Source organism: Paenibacillus sp. FSL H8-0261, from assembly GCF_045040645.1.
In the GTDB taxonomy this organism is placed as follows: domain Bacteria; phylum Bacillota; class Bacilli; order Paenibacillales; family Paenibacillaceae; genus Paenibacillus_AQ.
Map to the genome: position 1 here is coordinate 3,846,388 of NZ_CP150297.1, position 19,105 is coordinate 3,865,492.

At 40.2% G+C, this 19,105-nt stretch carries 25 protein-coding genes; 6 read left to right on the forward strand and 19 right to left on the reverse strand.

From position 1 onward, the window contains the following. Positions 1 to 72 precede the first annotated feature (72 nt). The 7 genes from rnz to MHI27_RS17065 all read right to left on the reverse strand — a co-directional run bounded on the left by rnz (position 73) and on the right by MHI27_RS17065 (position 7,525). A complete protein-coding gene (rnz, locus tag MHI27_RS17035) occupies positions 73 to 1,020 on the reverse strand; it encodes a ribonuclease Z (RefSeq protein ID WP_042188838.1) in 948 nt (315 codons plus the stop codon). A gap of 144 nt (positions 1,021 to 1,164) precedes the next feature. Then, the gene (gene metH, locus MHI27_RS17040; RefSeq protein WP_405176759.1) at positions 1,165 to 4,542 is read right to left on the reverse strand and encodes a methionine synthase; all 3,378 of its coding nucleotides are present in this window, start codon (positions 4,540 to 4,542) and stop codon (positions 1,165 to 1,167) included. Between the two features lie 174 nt (positions 4,543 to 4,716). Further along, entirely contained in the window at positions 4,717 to 5,148 is a 432-nt protein-coding gene (locus MHI27_RS17045; protein WP_052404319.1) for a FixH family protein, read from the reverse strand. Positions 5,149 to 5,396: 248 nt separating this feature from the next. Continuing rightward, positions 5,397 to 6,182, reverse strand: coding sequence for an HAD family hydrolase (locus MHI27_RS17050; protein ID WP_405174266.1), 786 nt, complete (start codon positions 6,180 to 6,182; stop codon positions 5,397 to 5,399). A gap of 33 nt (positions 6,183 to 6,215) precedes the next feature. Continuing rightward, complete coding sequence (locus tag MHI27_RS17055; protein ID WP_339241616.1) at positions 6,216 to 6,743, reverse strand: hypothetical protein; 528 nt, start codon at positions 6,741 to 6,743, stop codon at positions 6,216 to 6,218. A gap of 49 nt (positions 6,744 to 6,792) precedes the next feature. Then, positions 6,793 to 7,002 (reverse strand): DUF896 domain-containing protein, encoded by a 210-nt coding sequence (locus MHI27_RS17060; RefSeq protein ID WP_042188845.1) that lies wholly within the window; start codon positions 7,000 to 7,002, stop codon positions 6,793 to 6,795. Positions 7,003 to 7,111: 109 nt separating this feature from the next. Further along, a complete protein-coding gene (locus tag MHI27_RS17065; RefSeq protein ID WP_405174267.1) occupies positions 7,112 to 7,525 on the reverse strand; it encodes a LysM peptidoglycan-binding domain-containing protein in 414 nt (137 codons plus the stop codon). A 295-nt stretch (positions 7,526 to 7,820) separates the two neighbouring features. On the opposite strand from MHI27_RS17065, the gene lexA reads away from it, so the two are divergent. The 4 genes from lexA to MHI27_RS17085 all read left to right on the forward strand — a co-directional run bounded on the left by lexA (position 7,821) and on the right by MHI27_RS17085 (position 10,402). Continuing rightward, positions 7,821 to 8,447, forward strand: a complete 627-nt coding sequence (gene lexA, locus MHI27_RS17070) for a transcriptional repressor LexA (RefSeq protein ID WP_042188849.1) — start codon at positions 7,821 to 7,823, stop codon at positions 8,445 to 8,447. Positions 8,448 to 8,720: 273 nt separating this feature from the next. Beyond that, on the forward strand, positions 8,721 to 9,059 hold the full coding sequence (locus tag MHI27_RS17075; RefSeq protein WP_042188851.1) for a L,D-transpeptidase: 339 nt from the start codon (positions 8,721 to 8,723) through the stop codon (positions 9,057 to 9,059). Between the two features lie 149 nt (positions 9,060 to 9,208). After that, positions 9,209 to 9,589: a hypothetical protein gene (locus MHI27_RS17080; protein ID WP_405174268.1), complete on the forward strand. Its 381-nt coding sequence runs from the start codon at positions 9,209 to 9,211 to the stop codon at positions 9,587 to 9,589. 234 nt (positions 9,590 to 9,823) lie between these two features. Beyond that, on the forward strand, positions 9,824 to 10,402 hold the full coding sequence (locus MHI27_RS17085) for a hypothetical protein (protein WP_076298755.1): 579 nt from the start codon (positions 9,824 to 9,826) through the stop codon (positions 10,400 to 10,402). 125 nt (positions 10,403 to 10,527) lie between these two features. On the opposite strand, the gene MHI27_RS17090 is transcribed toward MHI27_RS17085, so the two are convergent. The 6 genes from MHI27_RS17090 to MHI27_RS17115 form a co-directional block, all read right to left on the reverse strand. Further along, positions 10,528 to 11,310, reverse strand: coding sequence for an MBL fold metallo-hydrolase (locus MHI27_RS17090; protein WP_371916508.1), 783 nt, complete (start codon positions 11,308 to 11,310; stop codon positions 10,528 to 10,530). Next, entirely contained in the window at positions 11,307 to 11,807 is a 501-nt protein-coding gene (locus MHI27_RS17095; protein ID WP_052404320.1) for a cupin domain-containing protein, read from the reverse strand. The genes MHI27_RS17090 and MHI27_RS17095 overlap by 4 nt, the downstream gene beginning before the upstream one ends. A gap of 133 nt (positions 11,808 to 11,940) precedes the next feature. Beyond that, the gene (locus MHI27_RS17100) at positions 11,941 to 12,564 is read right to left on the reverse strand and encodes a DUF4352 domain-containing protein (protein WP_076298757.1); all 624 of its coding nucleotides are present in this window, start codon (positions 12,562 to 12,564) and stop codon (positions 11,941 to 11,943) included. 266 nt (positions 12,565 to 12,830) lie between these two features. After that, entirely contained in the window at positions 12,831 to 13,034 is a 204-nt protein-coding gene (locus MHI27_RS17105) for a DUF5316 family protein (RefSeq protein ID WP_405174269.1), read from the reverse strand. 559 nt (positions 13,035 to 13,593) lie between these two features. Continuing rightward, complete coding sequence (locus tag MHI27_RS17110) at positions 13,594 to 14,028, reverse strand: terminase small subunit (RefSeq protein ID WP_405174270.1); 435 nt, start codon at positions 14,026 to 14,028, stop codon at positions 13,594 to 13,596. Between the two features lie 119 nt (positions 14,029 to 14,147). After that, positions 14,148 to 14,273 (reverse strand): phage terminase small subunit-related protein, encoded by a 126-nt coding sequence (locus tag MHI27_RS17115; protein ID WP_405174271.1) that lies wholly within the window; start codon positions 14,271 to 14,273, stop codon positions 14,148 to 14,150. Positions 14,274 to 14,495: 222 nt separating this feature from the next. On the opposite strand from MHI27_RS17115, the gene MHI27_RS17120 reads away from it, so the two are divergent. Continuing rightward, on the forward strand, positions 14,496 to 14,750 hold the full coding sequence (locus MHI27_RS17120; RefSeq protein ID WP_076298761.1) for a hypothetical protein: 255 nt from the start codon (positions 14,496 to 14,498) through the stop codon (positions 14,748 to 14,750). Positions 14,751 to 15,318: 568 nt separating this feature from the next. On the opposite strand, the gene MHI27_RS17125 is transcribed toward MHI27_RS17120, so the two are convergent. From MHI27_RS17125 to MHI27_RS17150, 6 genes are all read right to left on the reverse strand, one after another. Continuing rightward, a complete protein-coding gene (locus tag MHI27_RS17125) occupies positions 15,319 to 15,870 on the reverse strand; it encodes an RICIN domain-containing protein (protein ID WP_405174272.1) in 552 nt (183 codons plus the stop codon). A 269-nt stretch (positions 15,871 to 16,139) separates the two neighbouring features. Beyond that, positions 16,140 to 16,400: a sigma factor-like helix-turn-helix DNA-binding protein gene (locus MHI27_RS17130; RefSeq protein WP_341061004.1), complete on the reverse strand. Its 261-nt coding sequence runs from the start codon at positions 16,398 to 16,400 to the stop codon at positions 16,140 to 16,142. 311 nt (positions 16,401 to 16,711) lie between these two features. Continuing rightward, positions 16,712 to 16,915: a hypothetical protein gene (locus tag MHI27_RS17135; protein ID WP_405174273.1), complete on the reverse strand. Its 204-nt coding sequence runs from the start codon at positions 16,913 to 16,915 to the stop codon at positions 16,712 to 16,714. 520 nt (positions 16,916 to 17,435) lie between these two features. Beyond that, entirely contained in the window at positions 17,436 to 17,669 is a 234-nt protein-coding gene (locus MHI27_RS17140) for a hypothetical protein (RefSeq protein ID WP_405174274.1), read from the reverse strand. Positions 17,670 to 17,693: 24 nt separating this feature from the next. Further along, positions 17,694 to 18,128, reverse strand: a complete 435-nt coding sequence (locus MHI27_RS17145; RefSeq protein ID WP_405174275.1) for a hypothetical protein — start codon at positions 18,126 to 18,128, stop codon at positions 17,694 to 17,696. Positions 18,129 to 18,168: 40 nt separating this feature from the next. Beyond that, on the reverse strand, positions 18,169 to 18,351 hold the full coding sequence (locus tag MHI27_RS17150; protein ID WP_076298766.1) for a hypothetical protein: 183 nt from the start codon (positions 18,349 to 18,351) through the stop codon (positions 18,169 to 18,171). Positions 18,352 to 18,916: 565 nt separating this feature from the next. Between MHI27_RS17150 and MHI27_RS17155 the strand changes: the two genes are divergently transcribed. Beyond that, positions 18,917 to 19,084: a DUF4083 family protein gene (locus tag MHI27_RS17155; protein WP_231573285.1), complete on the forward strand. Its 168-nt coding sequence runs from the start codon at positions 18,917 to 18,919 to the stop codon at positions 19,082 to 19,084. Positions 19,085 to 19,105: the final 21 nt, after the last annotated feature.

The window sequence follows — 19,105 nt, forward strand, 5'->3', positions numbered from 1 at the left end:
AAATCGAACGAGAGACTCATCCAGCATTTTTTAGCATAGCACTGTCATTTCCTGCGCTTTCCCGGAAAATAATCATTTCCCCAATTGCCCGTTTTGTCTTCGATAAATTGGATATGTGCCGAATTCCTCCGCTAATAATGTCTCTGGAAAAATGAGTTCAGCTTCTTCCAGCAAAGGAATTAACTCTTCAGACGAACTGTAACGAGAGCTGAAATGAGTCAACAATAGTTGGCCTGCATTGGCTTCCTTTGCTAGCTCTGCAGCTTGACGTGCGGTACTGTGATGGTATTGATACGCCATTTCTGCCAGATCATGAGCAAAGGTTGCTTCATGAACGATAAGGTCTGCATGAAGTGAGAGTTCTAAAGCTCCTGAACAAGGTCTTGTGTCTCCCAAGATCGTAACAATACGCCCTCTTTTAGGTTCTCTAACAACATCAGCAGCGCAGATACGAACACCGTCATCCGTTATAACATCTTCACCTTTTTTTAATTTTCCATATAACGGTCCAGGCTTTAAGCCAAAACTCTTTAGTAATTCCGTATTGAGGCTCCCAGGACTATCCTTTTCCGTTACCCGGTAACCATAGCTATCAATACGATGCTCTAATAATGCTGCCTCCACTTTAAAACCATCATCCTCAAATACCGTTCCTCCTGTATGCTCAACAATCTCAATCTTGTATGGAATTCGGGATTGGCTCACAGCTAAGGATATATCTAAGTATGCCTTCAATCCAGGTGGACCATAAACCGTTAAAGGAGAAGTCCCTCCCTGATAACCACGACTAGATAATAAACCTGGAAGACCAAATAGATGATCTCCGTGTAAGTGTGTAATAAATAGCTTTTCCAGCTTCCCTAGGCGAATCGGTGAGCGAAGAACCTGATGCTGAGTCCCTTCCCCGCAATCGAACATCCAAATGCTACGGCGTTCTTCAAGAAGTCTTAATGCAATCGACGTTACATTGCGTTGTATAGTTGGTACCCCTGCATTCGTACCTAAAAAATATAATTCCATCCTTTGTCCTCCCTTCGTCTTAACGGCTGAACAATCTCTTATCTATTCTAAACGTCCTTCTTCCAGCAAAAAACCCCCCAGTTACGGGAGGTTCCGCTGAAAGGGATACAATCCCCCTACAGACCGGGTGTATAAATGAAAGAATTACAGCTTCTCTACATTAAAATACTGCGCTTCTGGATGAGCGAATACCATCGCCGAAACGGAAGCCTCAGGCTCCATCATAAAGCCTTCTGTAAGGTGAACACCGATATCCTCTGGGGATAATAGTTTAAATAGTGGTCCCTGATCTTCCAGATCTGGGCATGCAGGATAACCAAAGGATACACGAATCCCTTGATATCTTGCCCCATGTCTTTGTTTCATGGTCATATCTGCAGGATCTGGGAAGCCCCATGTATCACGCATCATGTGATGAACACGCTCCGCTAATCCTTCTGCTACTTCCAGCGCTACAGATTGTAACGCATGTGAGCGTAAATAATCGCCATTATCCTTAAGGGCTGTAGAGAGCTCACGAACACCGTGTCCCGCTGTTACCACGAGGAATCCAACATAGTCCATCATTCCACTGTCGACCGACTTCAAAAAGTCCGCTAGACAGAGATAAGGCTCAACACCTTGTCTTGGGAAAGTAAAGGTATGCAGAATCTCGGCTGAATTCTGTGGATTATACACGATAATATCGTTACCACTTGATTGTGCCGGAAAGAATTGATACATCGCATGAGGAGTAATCGTACCTTCCAGCATCGCTTGATGTAGAATGTCATCGACAGTACCTTTCAACTCCACAGTCCGCTCATCACCAGCAGCTAATTGCGCCTCTACAGAACCTCGTAGCCCCAGATGGTGACCGAGCAGCATTTGCATGTTCACATAAGGGATAATATGCCCCAATGGATAATTACGAATGACATGGCGCTCTAAATCGGGTGGAACAAATACAGGTGCATCTGGAGAAATTTTGGAGCGTACAGCTCTAGTCAGCGTAGGAAGCTCTTGCTTAGGAGCAACTGCCACTGCGGATTCTGCTTCCACTCGAATTTCCTCGGCAATTTTCTCCCGTTCAACAGGATTCATAAGCCGATTAGCAATATCGAGTCCATCCATAGCATCCTTAGCATATAATACCAGTCCATCATATTCCGGCCGGATACGTGTTTTGGTGAACTTGCGGGTCAAGGCAGCACCACCTACCATAATAGGCACATCAATCCCAGCCGTGCGTAGGTCTTGCGCAGTCAGCACCATCTGCTGTGCCGATTTTACGAGTAGTCCAGACAATCCGATCGCATCGGCTTTTTCACGACGAAACGCTTCGATAATGGTCTCAGGTGGTACTTTTATACCCAAATTAATGATCTGATAACCATTATTGGATAAGATGATCTCCACCAGATTCTTACCTATATCATGCACGTCGCCTTTTACAGTTGCCAGCATGATCTTACCTTTTACCGATGTCTCATCCTTCTTCATAAACTGCTCTAAATGACCAACAGAAGCCTTCATCACTTCAGCGCTTTGCAGCACCTCAGCAACAATCAACTCATTGTTATTAAACAGCCGTCCAACCTCTGACATCCCGGCCATTAGCGGGCCATTGATAATCTCCAAAGGTCCTGATTTGGTAAGCGCCTCATTAAGGTCTGGAATAAGTCCTTCTTTGGTGCCTTCAACTACATATGAAGCCAGACGCTCTTCTAGTGACAGGTTAGAAATTTTCTCTTTTTTCTCAACCTTTTTCCCTCGGAAGGCGGCTACAAAAGCAGCAAGCGTGTCGTCATTCGTATTATAAATTAATTCCTCCGCAAGACGACGGTCTTCAGCAGGAATAGACGCATAACGTTCTACCTTCTCGGTATTTACGATCGCATAATCCAATCCAGCCTTAGTGCACTCATAGAGGAATACTGAATTCAGCACTTCACGTCCTGCTTCCGGTAATCCAAAGGAAACGTTGCTGATCCCCAAGATCGTATGAACACCTGGAAGTGCTTCTTTGATTAGACGAATCCCATCAATAGTTTCTTTAGCAGAGCCAATATATTGTTCATCCCCGGTTCCTACAGGGAACACAAGCGTGTCGAAAATAAGGTCTTCTCCAGCTAATCCGTATTTGTTCACTAGTAAGTCGTAGGAACGTTTGGCAACTTCCAGTTTGTCCGTAGCCTTGATTGCTTGTCCTGTCTCATCAATCGTACCCACTACGATAGCTGCGCCATACTTATGAATCAATGGAGTGACCAGCTCAAATTTTTCTTCACCATCTTCAAGGTTAATGGAGTTAATTATCGCCTTACCTTGACAGTACTGTAACGCCAGATCAATAACCTTCGGATCGGTAGTATCGATCATCAAAGGAACTTTAACCTTTTTTACAACTAATTCTAGAAACAGCTTAATATCTTCAATCTCATCACGGTCCGGATCTTGCACGCAGACGTCGATAACTTGAGCACCACTCTTCACCTGTGCACGGGCAATTTCTGAGGCTTCCTCATATTTACCTTCGACGATAAGACGTTTAAACTTACGCGATCCTAATACATTCGTACGTTCACCAACCATGTATGGACGGTTGTCGTTCTCAATATAAATAGGTTCAATCCCAGAAAGTGCCGGCGGATGATTTCCTGCAAGCGGACGTGGAGAGAATTGTGAAAGTGCCTCCGACATAGCACGGATATGTTCCGGTGTCGTTCCGCAACAACCTCCCGCAATGTTAAGCCATCCCTTTTCTGCAAACGCAGCAATTTTACGCGCAAGAGAATCAGGAGATTCATGATAATGCCCATTCTCATCTGGCAGTCCAGCGTTCGGATAACAACTCACAGCCGCTGAAGAGATTGCAGAAAGTGAACGAATATGATCACGCATGAACTCTGGACCCGTCGCACAGTTCAGACCTATAGAGATAGGCTTCAGATGTTCTAAAGAAATATAGAATGCTTCAATGTTCTGACCGGCAAGTGTGGTACCCATCGGCTCTATTGTTCCCGAAATCATCACTGGCAGTTTGATACCCGTCTTCTCAAATGCATTTCGAATACCTATACTTCCAGCTTTCACGTTCAGCGTATCCTGAGAGGTCTCTAGCAATAACGCATCTACTTGACCATCAATCAATGCCACTGCCTGTTCCTCGTAGCTATCAACGAGCTCTTGGAAAGTGACGCCTCCTGTAACAGAGAGTGTCTTTGTTGTAGGACCCATCGCACCTACGACATAGCGGGGACGATCTGGTGTATCATATTTATCAACGGCATTACGGGCTAGTTTTGCTGCAACCAGATTAATTTCACGAGCCCGCTGCGGAATATCATATTCAGCAAGTACAACAGACGTTGCACCAAATGTATTCGTTTCAATGAGATCAGCACCTGCTTCTAGATACTGCTCATGAATCGTCTGAATTACTTCTGGACGAGTTAATACTAGCATTTCATTACAGCCGTCCAATTCTTCCCCACCAAAATCCTCACCTGTCAGAGGCACCTGTTGGATCATTGTGCCCATTGCACCATCTAGAATTAATATTCTTTGTTGTAAGCTTTCCTCAAGTGTATATTTAGCCAACGTATAGTCCCCCCAGTAAAACATTAGAGTAAGTTTAGCAGAATAAAGGAATTTCGAAAAGCCTTCCTTTCCACTCTGCATTATCTGTAATCATAGGAATTGCTATTCTTTTAATTATGGTTTTACAGAGAGTTCTTTATTAGGCATAGAATGTTGAGTTCTAGCAGTTACGTGTGATGTAACAATATATTGTCCTTCTTTCGTTAGTGTTCCCTCTGCTTGATAGATTCCATCACTGACTAGCTTCCCTTTAAATTCAATTTTCTGTTCACTATCATCTTTACTCACAATTTCGAACAGAACCTCTTTCGCATCATCTACTGCCAAGTTGTCTTGCGTCACCACTGCTTCAAAGGTCACCTTCTGATTTACAACAACCTCTTCAGGATTCCAATGTAACTCGACCTTGATAGGTTCCATAGACATGTCCATGTTCATATTCATATTATGTACGCCAGAATGTTTAGTTTGGTCTGATGAACATCCTCCCAATACTAAAAGTGTTGCACCTAATAATAAAGGAACTATTGTTCTTGAAATCTTCATTTAGATTCCTCCCAGTCGAATTGATTACTAAGAATCTACCAATTCATGTTATACATTCTCCATCTATTATACACATTATTATTGGTTTTTCAGTATTTCGCATCAATTCAGCTAAACTCTTGTGACTTAAATCATATACTAGTAAATCTCATCTATCATACTAAATATGATGTAGATATAAAAAAGACAGCAAGTCTCCTAGATACCTAGGAACTCACTGCCTTCTTTAAGCTTAAATGAATGAAATTTTATAAAGATTGGACTAATGAAAGAAGCTCTCCAAGATGTTTGATTTCATAATCCGGCTGAATTTCCGGATCTGGCTGTTTGCCTTTTCTATTAATCCAAACTGTAGTCAAACCTGTTGCCAGCCCACCACGAATATCCGTTGTAAGCTTATCTCCGACCATAACCCCTTGCTCAGGTGCAATATCTAAAAGTTCTAGGGCATGCAGAAAAATTTCCTTATCCGGCTTTCCTTTTCCGAAGCTTCCAGAAATCACGATGTGATCAAAGAAAGGAACGATTTCAGGTACGCCATCTAGTTTCTCTTGTTGCAATGCAGGGCATCCATTAGTCAGAAGCAATAGCTTCACTTTCCCCTTCAGTTCTTCAAGCACCTGAATCGTTTCTTCATAGATGTAAGGTCGATTTCTACGCTCTGCTGCGAATTTGGCTGCTAATGTCTCAGCAAGAACTTCGTCCTCTACACCAAGTACTGCAAGACCACGACGCCATGCCTCTTTACGATACCCCGGTGCAAGCTGCTCCAATTGACGGAATTCCGGCTGTTCACCTGCAGTAAAGTTCCCCCAAAGTGCTTCAAACGGATTAATCCCAATCATCTTTGTAAACGGGTTCGTTTCGTAGGATTCATATAGTCCAATGGCTTCTTTACGCACCGCAAGTTCCAGTTCTTGTGGATCAATCGTATCCCCAGCGGCTTCACATGCAGAACGAAATGCTTCATTAACGCTCCGATCATCCCAGAGCAGTGTATCATCAAGGTCAAATAGTACGGCGGAAATTGGCATTACAGGTCTCCCTCTCCCATGGCTGGTTAATTTCTATTCGTGAACTACTTCAATTTGGTGAGCTTTTGCGAATGCTTCCAGTCGAGTCCCCATCGCATGTGTATCATAACGATTCATAAGTCTGGTAAAAATCCATTTCGTGCGTTTGCCTTTATGCTTAATTACAACAGCTCCACGCGAAAGGATGATTTTCTCAATATCAGAAGCTGGCAGATACCGTTCGCGGTTGAATTTTATAGTAGATAGTCTAGCATTCTCTACCTTCAAGTACGGACGTCGGAAGAACAAAAGTGCCGCTAGTAAGTAGTACAAAACGACTCCTAGCCAATTCATAAGCATACCATTACCTTTGGCCTGGTCCACTGAACCAATCATCCAAAACATAGTACCAAGCACTAATAACACTACTGGAAATGCAATGTTACGGCCTTTAAAGGTTTCGCTGTTCTTACCAGGAGATTTAGATTTAGATGCGTAAATCGTTTCCTTCCCCTGTTTCTTTCTTTGCTTATTAATTTGCTGCGTGTTGCGTTGAACCATTCTTTCCCAAGAACGGGCCATATGCGTTCCCCCTAGTCATCCAGTAATATCTATGAAAAGGAACAGGGTGTTAATGCTTACGCCCCTTGTTACCTTGTTCATGCTCATCATTATCGACCAATTCAATCGTATTCAATTGTGCTCGGAAGTTATTGCGAATATTCCCCAAATAAATTTCACGAAGCTTGGCGCGTTCCGCCGTTTCCTCTTGATTAAGGCCTACGCTCTTCTGTTTGCGTGCCAATTCGTTAATACGCGCGACCAACTCATCAATATTCAAAACTTTCCCTCCCCTTATAAATTAATTCTAACTCTGCCATGAGAAAAAGAGCTTGTCAAGGTTTACTCCCTGCAAGCTCTTCATGTCTTCTTATTATGTTCTTAGAATATTAATATATAGGTAAAGTGAGAATATCTCCAGCATTAATCTGACTACCTTTAATGCCATTGAATTTTTTAATTCCTTCTATATATACAGCCGTTTTCATATCAGAAGGTTTATTCTCAAGAGCAATACTCCAAAGTGTATCTCCACGTTCAACCACTACGCGCTTCTCATCCTTCATTAAAGTAGTAGATCCTGCAAATACATTACCTACTACTGTAAGTCCTGATAGTACGAGCACGATGATCAATGTCAGTTTAATAACAAAATCTCTACGGAACAAACGCATCAAGCCTTCAAGCAAAAACTCTGTAATCTCTTTAATCTGAGCTGAATAACGGGTAATAGGATTATGTCCTAAAGATTCAACCACTGGGGCTTTATCGTAGATGCTACGGTATGTACTGTATTTTAACATGAATATCATCCTCCAAACACTTGTTCTTACTTTTGAAATTATAATAACACGAACATGTGTTTTCTTCAATACTATTTTAGAACAATTGTTCTCTTTTTTTCAGAGGTTAATATTTACCATATTCTTCATATAAAGAATCACTCTTATCGTTTAGATGAAGGAAACGCAATCAATACAAGACTACCATTTATTAACTCTTTCGAATTAATATTTATAATAGTTAGAACTTATGTTTGTGCGAACGGTAGTTCTATGTTATAATTTTCCCAAACATTACTATATGGGGTTGATTCCAATGTCAAAGATTTCAAGTCGCCAGCTGGCGATCCTGGAATTTATACGTAGCGAAGTCCGCAGCAAGGGTTATCCTCCTTCCGTCCGGGAGATTGGAGAAGCTGTTGGTCTTGCTTCCAGCTCCACAGTTCACGGTCATTTAGATCGGCTAGAGAAGAAGGGACTTATCCGTCGAGATCCAACGAAGCCTCGTGCGATAGAATTGCTTGGCCAAGAGGATTCCGAGAATGTCCATCATTTCGCGCAAACCGTCGCTCGCATTCCTGTCGTAGGTAAGGTTACCGCCGGGGTTCCTATCACTGCTACTGAGAATATTGAAGACTACTTCCCGCTTCCAACTCACTATGTTGGAGATAACAAAGTATTTATGTTATCGGTTCAAGGTGACAGTATGGTCGAAGCTGGGATTATGAATGGCGACTATGTTATTGTTCGTCAACAACAAACGGCTGATAACGGAGATATCGTTGTAGCTATGACCGAAGAAGATGAAGCAACCGTTAAGACTTTTTATAAAGAACGTGATCATATACGTCTTCAGCCGGAGAATCCGGCGTACGAGCCTCTTCGCCTTAATCGCGTAACCATTCTCGGCAGAGTTATCGGATTATTTCGAGATATCCACTAAGTTTGCACTCCTACCTAGCGAAAACGGATACCGTCCTAAAGGACGGTATCCGTTTCTACGAGAAGTATAAGGATAGGGTATATCGTAAAAATATATACTTTCTTTTATTTTTTTAAAAAAGCTGTTCTGCAAATGCAGAATAGCTTTTTTATTGTTATCAAACTCCATTTATCAATTACAGAACATTTGTTCTCATAGGCTAAAATGACCATTTTTAATGAATAACCGTTTAGGCATCCTCCTCATATCTTAATTAGAAAGGAGTGTTGCACAATGCCAAATTACCGGATTATAGTTGATCTGACGCAGCGTATGCTTTATCTTCTTGATAACGACATTGTGATCAGGGGCTTCCCAGTCGGAATCGGTAAAATGTTAACTCAATCACCACTCGGTGAATTCACAATCATCAACAAACAACCCGATCCAGGTGGTCCATTTGGGGTCTTTTGGATGGGGCTATCTAAGCCTCACTATGGGATACATGGAAATAATGATCCCTCATCCATAGGGCACGAAGTATCCCACGGTTGTATTCGTATGTACAATGAAGATGTGTTAGCACTAGCTGCGATTGTACCGATTGGAACACGAGTAACGATCAGGAATTAAATCTATCTCTATAGATAAACACGCCTCACTCATGGTTCAATGGAGGGGTCGTGTTTGTATTTATGTATTTTTGATGACCTAATAGGAATTATGTGGTTATATGTCGAATAATGTTAACAGGATTTCAAATTGAAAGGAAGTGTCTCGTTTTGAACAACTCAAAAATTAGAACCCTCGTCGATTTTAAAGTCGATGCACTTGTTAAACTCTCTGGCTTATTGTTAAATAACGATCAAGTGGGTGGAAAAAAAGTAAATTTACTCACCTCATTCGGCAGTATTCAAGGGACCATCTCCCCTTCCACCTCCAATAAAGAGGATGTTTTTGACTTAAAATCTCTAATGGATGATGTCATTGTAGATGAATACATATCTTATTTAGGTGCGGAACATCCCGATAAAAATTTCAGCTATAACTTTGTAGTCCTTAATGATGTTTCTGTAAGACCCTATACTCACTATGAATCTCCGATCGAATACAAACAGCTAATTGTTTATACTGATCAAATCACAGCCTTCAATTTCTTATGATCTTGACATATTTATTTTAAAAAGCTCTCAACAAAGCACTCCAGCAGTTGCCCCAATTTTGCACTCAGCTTGCAAAATCGGCAGATCTCTGGGTGCTTTCTCTTTTCTAATCAGTAGTCGTTTCCTAAATTCCCACGATTTTCGCTCTTAACAGATACTAGTAGAGAGAATTCAGGCATATCTTTCAATAAGCAATAAATCTTGCTCTACTGAGATCATTGGAGGTGTGATTACATGCTGATTTTCTTAATGTATATGTTTGCCATTGTAGGAGGAGTCTTAATTCTAAGTGCCGTTATTATAGAATTAAAAAAACTATCTACTTCTTCTGAACTTTCTAAGCTGTTAAACGCAACCTCATCTTTTAATATTATATTCACCAAAACATTCATTCCGCCCAATCAATCTCACTTGATCGCCCTTAATGAACCTTATAAAAAAATAGCAATAGGTACCAGCAATCCGAAAACAAGCAAAAAAGCAATAGCAAAGCTATACTCGTTCGACAATATAATGGGATCAGAGATTGTTGTTAACGCACTAACCCTTTCAAAAGTATCTAAACGACAACAAAACAGCAAATCAACTGCTTCAAGTGCGGATATTAATGTGGTTAATAGCTTTGACGAAGAGGCTGATGTTATTGAGGAACTTACGCTTAAAATATACATGAACAGCAATGAAATACCTGTGTATAGTATTTCCTTCTTGCCAGGCTTATTGCCCATTCAACAATCCGATAATCAATACAAAGAAGCTTACTCCCAAGTCCAACAATTACATGCTTTCTTCAGGTCGATCGTATCCGAATGAATGCCCCCCTTCCGCCTATTATTACTTCACTTTACCTTTCCCAATTAGAAATTTTGAAAACCTTAAGGAAAGACAAAAAAACGGTCCTTTTGAGAGGGCCGTTTTCGCTGCATCCAACATTCATTTTAAAATTGCACACTAAATCCGTTAAATCGGTGAATGCCCGTACCATGAGCGACAAGATCCCGTTCACGTAGTTCACGAACTGCCTTCATAACCTCTTGCAAAATAGCTGGATCTAGACCCAACGTATTATGAGAGCCGAATACTTGAGATACATTTGGAATTTGCGCAATCTTTTCTAAAGAAGCCACTAAATCTGCCGGACTAGTAGAGGGATAAAAAGCATAAATTGGCGTAACATCATACAACAAATCCCCTGTAAACAGATACCCGTTGGCATGATCAAAGATGCTAATATGACCTGGCGAATGACCCGGTGTGTGGTAAATTACTAATCTACGCCCGCCTAAATTAAGCACATCTCCCTCTCGCAATAGAGCTGTTGGTTTCCCTTGATAAGGCGTATACCTATTAGGATCAAATGTCTCAGGAACAGGAAGAGTAATATCTCGGCTCATATCTTTTCTGATCTGGGCAAGGGTCAAACCTCGTATTCCATTAATTAGCCAATCCTCATCCTCTTTATGAACATAGATCGTCTCAAATTGTCCATGACTGCCTATATGGTCTGCATGCACATGCGTAGTGATGACAGCGATAGGTAAATCCGTTAACTGATCCGTTATTCTTTTTATATTATCGATGCCTAATCCCGTATCAATCAACACCGCTTGTTCTTTCCCTAACAACAAAAAAGAGTGCACCTTTTCCCAATGTCCATATTCACTGATTGCATAAGTAATTGGATCAATTTTCGTGACTGTGAACCATCGATCTTGAATCAAGTGTGATCCTCCATTCCGTTCCATTTCTCCCTTACCTGCTCTTCTCCTTTATAATAGTCCGCTTGTTGATCCGCCTGATAAATTTCTTGATAGGGGAGAATGTTGATTTTACCTGAGTCCGGATATTCGCAAACATCTATGCCCTGGTTCGTTCGGAGATCAAGATACTTGCAAGGGGCATCCGTATGATTATAAAGTTGATGCGCTCCTTCAGGTCCTATTTCAAAAAATAGTACATCACCTTCAGAAACCTCACTAAAACCCTCGGGAGTTCTTAACATCGCTTTTCCCGTCAAAATCACAAATATTTCTTCAGCGTTTCTATGAAAATGATAAGGAAAGGAATACTTATCTGGATCAAGCGATCTTATGTCGAAGACAAGATGTTTAGAATTTGCGATCTCAGCTAACCTCTCACTCGTATGCCAAGCAAACTCAGGGATCGGAGATAACTTTTGTTTAAATGAAACTGTATTTTCATTAAAAATCTTCGCCAAATATAACACCCCTCATCCATTACGCTTTTCTTTCAATATAATCGGTTTGGTACTTTATGTAAATGCAGATTATCAGGTTTAATAATAAAAAAAGCCCCGCCAGCTTTGGCGAGACTCTTATATGTGAAATATCCTATTTATTTTGAAGAACGATTTTGATTTCTCCATCTGAACTAAAACTTAAAACCGTAAAATCAGTATTGATTTCAAGTTCTTTCCAATCCTTAGGAAGCTGGTAAGCTAGTTTGCCACGAATTTTCTTTCCTGCAGCTAAAGCGCCGTCCATTGTTCCTACTTGACTATCCAAAGTATGAGCCAAGAGATCTTCATTTATGGAGAAGCTGTCTTGGTATGCATTGAACATTAGCATAGAGCTTACCATATAATCTTTACTGGAAATATTCTCAAGTATAATTCCGATTTCTACAAACTCATTACCCTCTGATGGTTGTACATAATCATTTCCCTTAGGCTTTTCCAGAGATTCAACTGTAAGCTTAAAATTCTTAGTTGTGATGGTTTGTCCAACTTCAGTTATCATCGTTTCCTTTGGCTCTTCTGTAGGCTTGCTGGTAGGCTTTTCCTTTTCGACCGGTTTCTCTGTTGCTGCAGTATCATCTACCTTTGCCACTGCTGGTTCTGATTTTGATACTGTAGGTTCACTATCATTCCCCTGTGATCCAATCACCCCTATTACAACAAAAACAATAATAAGCCAAAACCACCATTTTTTAAAAAAAGGTTTCTTTGTTTTCAATATTCTACTTCCTCTCAGATAATATCCTTTTCCAACTTTTGCTAGGAAAATATACCCATATTATCCTATGAAAGATATACCTTTGCAAGAAAAATATAAAATTATGTCAAATGATAAGAATAATTGTGACTGTCATATTAAATTCCATTTTACTAGAACTATAAATATAAAAAACCTCAATGGCAAAGACATAAAGGGTCTAAAGGTTCTTGTAAAAAGTCATGTATTGCACTCTTTACCACTCTTGAACTTGAGTGAGGTAAATATCACAACAAATATACTAGTCCAGCTATACCACAGGAGATAACCCCTCTTAAAGCAGACCATTTCGCTACTTTGTTTTTAATTTTACGGTCTTCTTTGGATTCCGAATAAAAATTCCCTCTTTGCTGAGTACCTGTCGTAAATCCTCCAACACATATACCAGAGATCACAAAAAAAGCCAGTCCTATATATATGAAAATGCGCATATTAGTGCTCCTCCCAGGAAAGTATTGTATATCTATATATAAGATATTCTAACATTATTCTCCACTACTAATTGGAAAAGTTAAAATGATGTATGACGAGAATGCACATAATCGAGGAATCATGGGTATGAGCACAGGTGCTATTTTTTTTGCGATTGGTATTGCAGCCCTTCTGGTGTCTACTTAGTTTCTCCACTAACGGAGAGAGTCCTCTTCTTCGAGTTTTGGACTCAGATGACGTTATTTACAAAATAATCGTCTTTTGTGCAGGATTTCGGACTCCAGTAACCTTGTTGCTTCTTTAGAGCATAATTGGGTACTTTTCAGGCCAATAACTGCATCGCGGTCCGATAGCAACCTTGTATGCGAACCTATAAGCCTATTCAGACGACTAAATTAATGCAGTTTGTTATTGCTCAAGAATATCCTCAAAAAGAAGGGAGTGCCTCAACAGCCATCGCTGAAAGGGCACTCCCTTCTTAAATAAACATGCAACCATGCGCACCCCTTTTTAACGCTCTCCTTCAACAGGTTTTTTAATAGTCTTTTAAATCCTTTATCAAAAATCCCTGTCACTCACTAACGTTCCGTCGACCTCTTCTGAGGATTTAAAACACATATAGCTTACTGGTCTAGTAATTGGATCACCTTCGTTATCTAACACTGGACCATATTCACTCATAACTGTTTCTTCTTGGGACCTGAATTCCACATAATCAGAAGTATCAGCAAATGCGATTTTAAGATACTCGGCTATAACCCGATGAACGCTCAACCCGATCTCACCAACCATCTGATCCTTCAACCTTGTGATTTCTGCCTGTATTTCAGGTTTCCTCAGGTTTTCCCATCCTATGGAATAGGCAGCCCTCTTTGAATCACCGGCAGCTAAGGCCGCTCTAGTTGCGTTGAAGTCTCGCATATATTCAAGGACAAACATTCTTTGCTTGTCAGTTAGCTCAGCTTCTACTTCAGGTGGATCAACCCGAGCCACTTCTTTTTTCTGTTTATTGGATTTCGGCTTCTTTTGTTGTACAACACTCTTTTTTCCTTTGGCTGTTGTACAACATTATTTGATGATTGTTGTACAACACTCCATTTATCACGCTGCTTTCAGACGGCTACCTTCTTTTCATCAATATCCAGTTGCTCGGATATCTGCCTGTTTGTTATTTCCCCACCGTGCTCACGCCATATCTCTAGTGCGCGGTCCCGGTTTGGATCACGTGCTCTTGGCATTACATTATCACCACCCCCGACAATTCAGGATCTTTACCCATGTACCTTACTTCACCGTCACCTCTGCAGCTTTTTGGGTTTAGATTATGGGGTTATAAGAAAATTTTAAAGAGTATTTTATAACCTCACAAATTATCCACATTTAAATTGCGTATTATCCCTTCAAACAAAGTGCATCTTAATCCTGTAATATACAAAACACTTTAAAGAGAATGAAAAATAATGACCATTAACAATCCAGCTTTAAACAATTCCATTGTTAAACAAAAGGTATCTCCATCTGATCTCCAAATAATTAGCGATATTGTCGAAGTTACTTTTTCTGATGTAGGCTTGATGGGAGCCTATGAGGATCTATGTTCCGCAGCTGCTAACGCCGGTAGAGATGCTTGCAATAATCTAAGTAATCCCATTGCGGTAGCAGCTTGCAAATTAGCTGTTAATGCTGCTGAAGCTGAATGTAAAAGTCGTTGCTAATGAAATAACATAAACAAAAAAAACGAACAGCACACCTAAGAGGATGCTTTCCGTTTTTTGTTTAATAATATTCAGCTATGGTCACCACATCTTTATTATATCATTGTCGAGCTCAATTAACCGTGAGCTCATCGGCTGGCGTGGGTTTTTCACACACCATTCATTATAAGAGTCGAATAGTTAATAGGTTCCTCCTATATATAGGTGGCTATCGGGTGACAACTTTCAAAATAATTAAAAATCTCATTGTTTTTATTGATTTCTTTGTTATAGATTTGATTCACCAACACTAGATAAGGAGGATATTTATGAACATTAATTTGACACCTTATATAACAGTGCAAGAGCATTCGGTGCTGCATTTGCTCGACTATACTTCGGACATCGATATTCCAAATAAAGAGAGGATATGAAATTTAGCAAAGAGTGTCTTCAAAAACTGTATTCGCCACTTGTATTCCGAATCTATAATTATCTATACGTGTCGGATGTTCAACTTGAATTTCTCTATCTAAAAAACCACGCCGTTTCTATGTGTAGAAACGGCGTGGCATTAGCTTCATATGTGTTACGATGCAGGCGGAATGAACCAGCGCTGATTGGCGCCGCGATTATAATCCCACTGGATAGCCTGTCCTCCATCGGATGTCGATTGTCCCGATATATCCAAATACTTGCCGCTACCTCGGTTGATAATATACGACGAGTCACCTCTATCCAGATTGGTTGGAACAACTTTCCATTGCTGGTTCCATCCGCCATTATCCGGCCATTGAATCACATTAGCACCATCGGATGTAGAAGATTCGCTGACTTCCAGTAAATCTCCGCTTTCTACGTTTCTGATGTGATAATAGCCGTCTCCTAGATCTTCGAAATACCATTTTTGATCATTAACAATGGAATTCCAATTAAAGTGCCATTGTATGATAAGCGCCCCATCCGCTTGTTTATCCCATCCACTGACTCCCAATGCTTTATTGCTATTTACATTTATAATGACTTTAGGGTTCGTTCCATCAGCATGCATCGTCTGAGTAAATGCAGCAGATGCTGCGGATCCAATAAATACAAGTGCCAGAATCGCTATCAACCATTTCCTATTGAGTAACCGTTTCATAAGATAAGTCCACTCCTTTAATTTTCATTTAGTCAGATTTCAACCTCTCCCAATTAAACTCCATTATAGACGATTAGAATGTTGTCGCCTCCTTTGATAAAAAGTAAGTAATACCCATTTCATCAAATCTCATGATGAGGTTCTATTTCTATCGTTTGAAGGCGAGCGCTCGCAATGATGTTCATAGAAATAGATCTAGAAGAAATCAATTCAAATATAGGAAAATTATTCCTTAATTATACATCGGTTACAAAAGAGATGTTGTCAATTTAATCACATAAAAACAAACTATTTTGAAGTGATTTTCCAACTTCCACCTGCCCTCGGGCAATATACTCGTTAACACTCTCCTTTTTCATTCCAAGAAGATAAGCAATTTGAATACGCGAGTAGCAATTGCCAAAAGCTAATACATAACATTCCTTTTCGCGAGGACTCAATGTTGATAATGCATCTTCAATCTGAAATCTTTGCCACTCTGATAAATTACTTGGACTCCCTGCATTACTTTGTTGGATAAATGATTGCATTCGAATAGGGTCCATCAGTATCTCACGCTGATATACTGCTCGCCTTTCTATCCCACGTTTATTCCCTGAATTCAGCCACTCAATGACAAACTCACAGTCAGATTCATTCCAGAAATCACCTTTTTATCATCAGCATCAGCCTTCCTATATGCTCGCTCCGCGCCTTTAAGGGAGAGTCGATAGTTTAGGGCAATTGCTGGAGCTAAGTCCGTTACCTTTACTGCAGGAGCCTAGCTATTGGCGATGTTCATCCTCATTCCCCTTTGTGGTATAATTTGGTCGAGGATAAAAGCTGCTATTGGCCTGACGCATCAGGGCTTTTTTCTGTATAAATACATTCCACCATCAGAGAACATCTTCATGATTGTACTGATAGGATATGTGTTGTATGCATCTTTGAATCTAACCCAACTCGGTCCCCACTTCAGCACTTCTACAGGTTTTCTTGGGCTTTCAGTAAAGATAAACTGTCTATGCCCGTCCGACAATGCTTTTTGAGTGTTCTTGTATCTCATTCTACGGATCTCTTTATCACAAATGGACGCTCAGCAGCCTTACCAATAGGTTTGGGATATTTCGAATCTAGGTTTGCTCTCTCTTCCTCCGTGAGTTGTGATCTCTTAATCTTTCCTTGCCCACCGCCTGTAGATTCAATCTCCTTGCTTTTGATTCCTGAGTACCAATCGCTTATTATGATTTCCTCGCTTTCGGATTATCAAAGTCTCTTGTTCCTCTCTCAACCCGTGCTATATTAAATAAGAGGTGAATTTTATGAACGGTAAGAAAGTTATCATTATTCTTTTGTCCATCTCTTTACTGGGTGTGATTGCTTACTTCGGAATCGCTTATGGATTACTTTGGTATATCTTTAATGGTTAAGATCTATGATTACCCGGGCCCCATTTTACTGGAATTATTCGATCTGATTCGATGGCCTTCGGCCTAATAGTCAAGTTCCATTTCTTCGATCTGCTCTTTGTACCTGTCCCAAGTGTCTTCATCGAAGCATTTTTTATAACTACTCAAGCTATGTCCTTACCCTTCTATGATGTCATTCAAGTCAATGCAAATTGTTCTCTCAAACATCGTGACTTTCATGCCGCCCTCTTCAAACGGATAGGTAACTACGGCTTCTGCGAAGTCCTCCAAGTCTGAAAAATCAAGATGAACGTAGGCATATACCGTTTTGTTCTTATGAAATTCCTGAGTATATAGGCCAGTTTCGTTTTCATTGAGCACATGGTACAAATCTGCATTTACTTCTTTCATCCTTTTCTCCCCCTTATACCTCTATTAGTCCAAGAATTCTTTAATCAAATTTCCTTTACGATCAAAGTATTTAGTACGCCACCAGGGATGGCAGTTCTCAGCGTAGTATTTCCCCTCGAAGCAAACGTCAATATTTCCCGAGTTATTGCCACCCACCATCACGCCACATTGCCCGTCAACCTCGATCTTCATTCCTTGATATGTGAAGTCAATTGCACGGCGCTCGCAAATCTCCCGGAAGGTCGCTGGATTGGTGAACAAGTCACTGATCTTGAAACCGCCGATCTTCCGGCAGCGCAATTTCTTGACTACTGTACCGAACTTCTCTTCCCACAATCCATCCTGAAGGTATTCCCAAAATGAATACTTAGTCTTCCCAGCAGTTTCACCTTGTACTGTTCGTCTGCACCAAGGATCATCCCATTCGTTCCACTGGACCCATACTTCATAAGTATTCATCGTGTATCGTCTCCTTTGATTGGGGTCTCAGCCCCCTAAATTAATCCAGCGCTGATACTGTAGGCTCTATACTTGCAATCAGATTCATGTTCATGAACACTTGTATTCGAATTCCCTTCATATCCCGATAAAATGCCCATGCCTCAGAATCGTTTTGCGTTGCCATTTCTACCTTTCCATGCAGCGTGTTAATCAAAACGTATACAATGTCATGCTTATCCATGTGTCTCAGCCCCCTTATAAGTTCAGTACAGCCAATTCCATCATTTATATCCTCCTTGAGAGGAGGGCTATTAATCCATCTCCGTCCCAGTATTTTCGTACTGTGCAGCATGTGGACATCAACCTAAGTTGGCATGATATAATACATTTGTTAATAATTATCATTTTTTTGAAAGGGGATAAACATGAATAACATAAAGAAGGAAAATCAAAATATTAATAAATGGCTTTCTATTATTTGTCTTATATTAATACCTCTCTCTGTTGGCATCGGAATTGTATTCGATATTTATCGAGATCCAATACAAATTCTGCTTATGGCGTTAGGTTTTATTAGTTTATCTTGGATAAATTGGTCAAAGTATAAAGAGAAATCTAAGTTGTAAATACTTTTGCTTCAAAGTATGCGTCTACTGCGTCATAAACTTTGGGTGAGGAGTGCTGTAACCTCCTCTATCCCTTAATGTCATGTATCTTCGTACTGCGCAGTAAATAACTTCAAATAAGTTCTTTTTTTTAGTTTTAGTTTGTTATAATAAAACAATAACTATTAATGAGGTGTTATCTTGCAATATATTTTTTTAATACCATTGGCATTTGTTTGGGCGATTCCCTTGGTTTTACTGTTAAAAAGAGATTATCTAACTAAAAACAAGGTTTCAGATAAAAATGCTAGCATAGAGAAAAAATTAGACAGAATAATTGAATTGCTTGAAAAAGATAAGGGTGCATAATCACTTTTATCTTTTTTTATG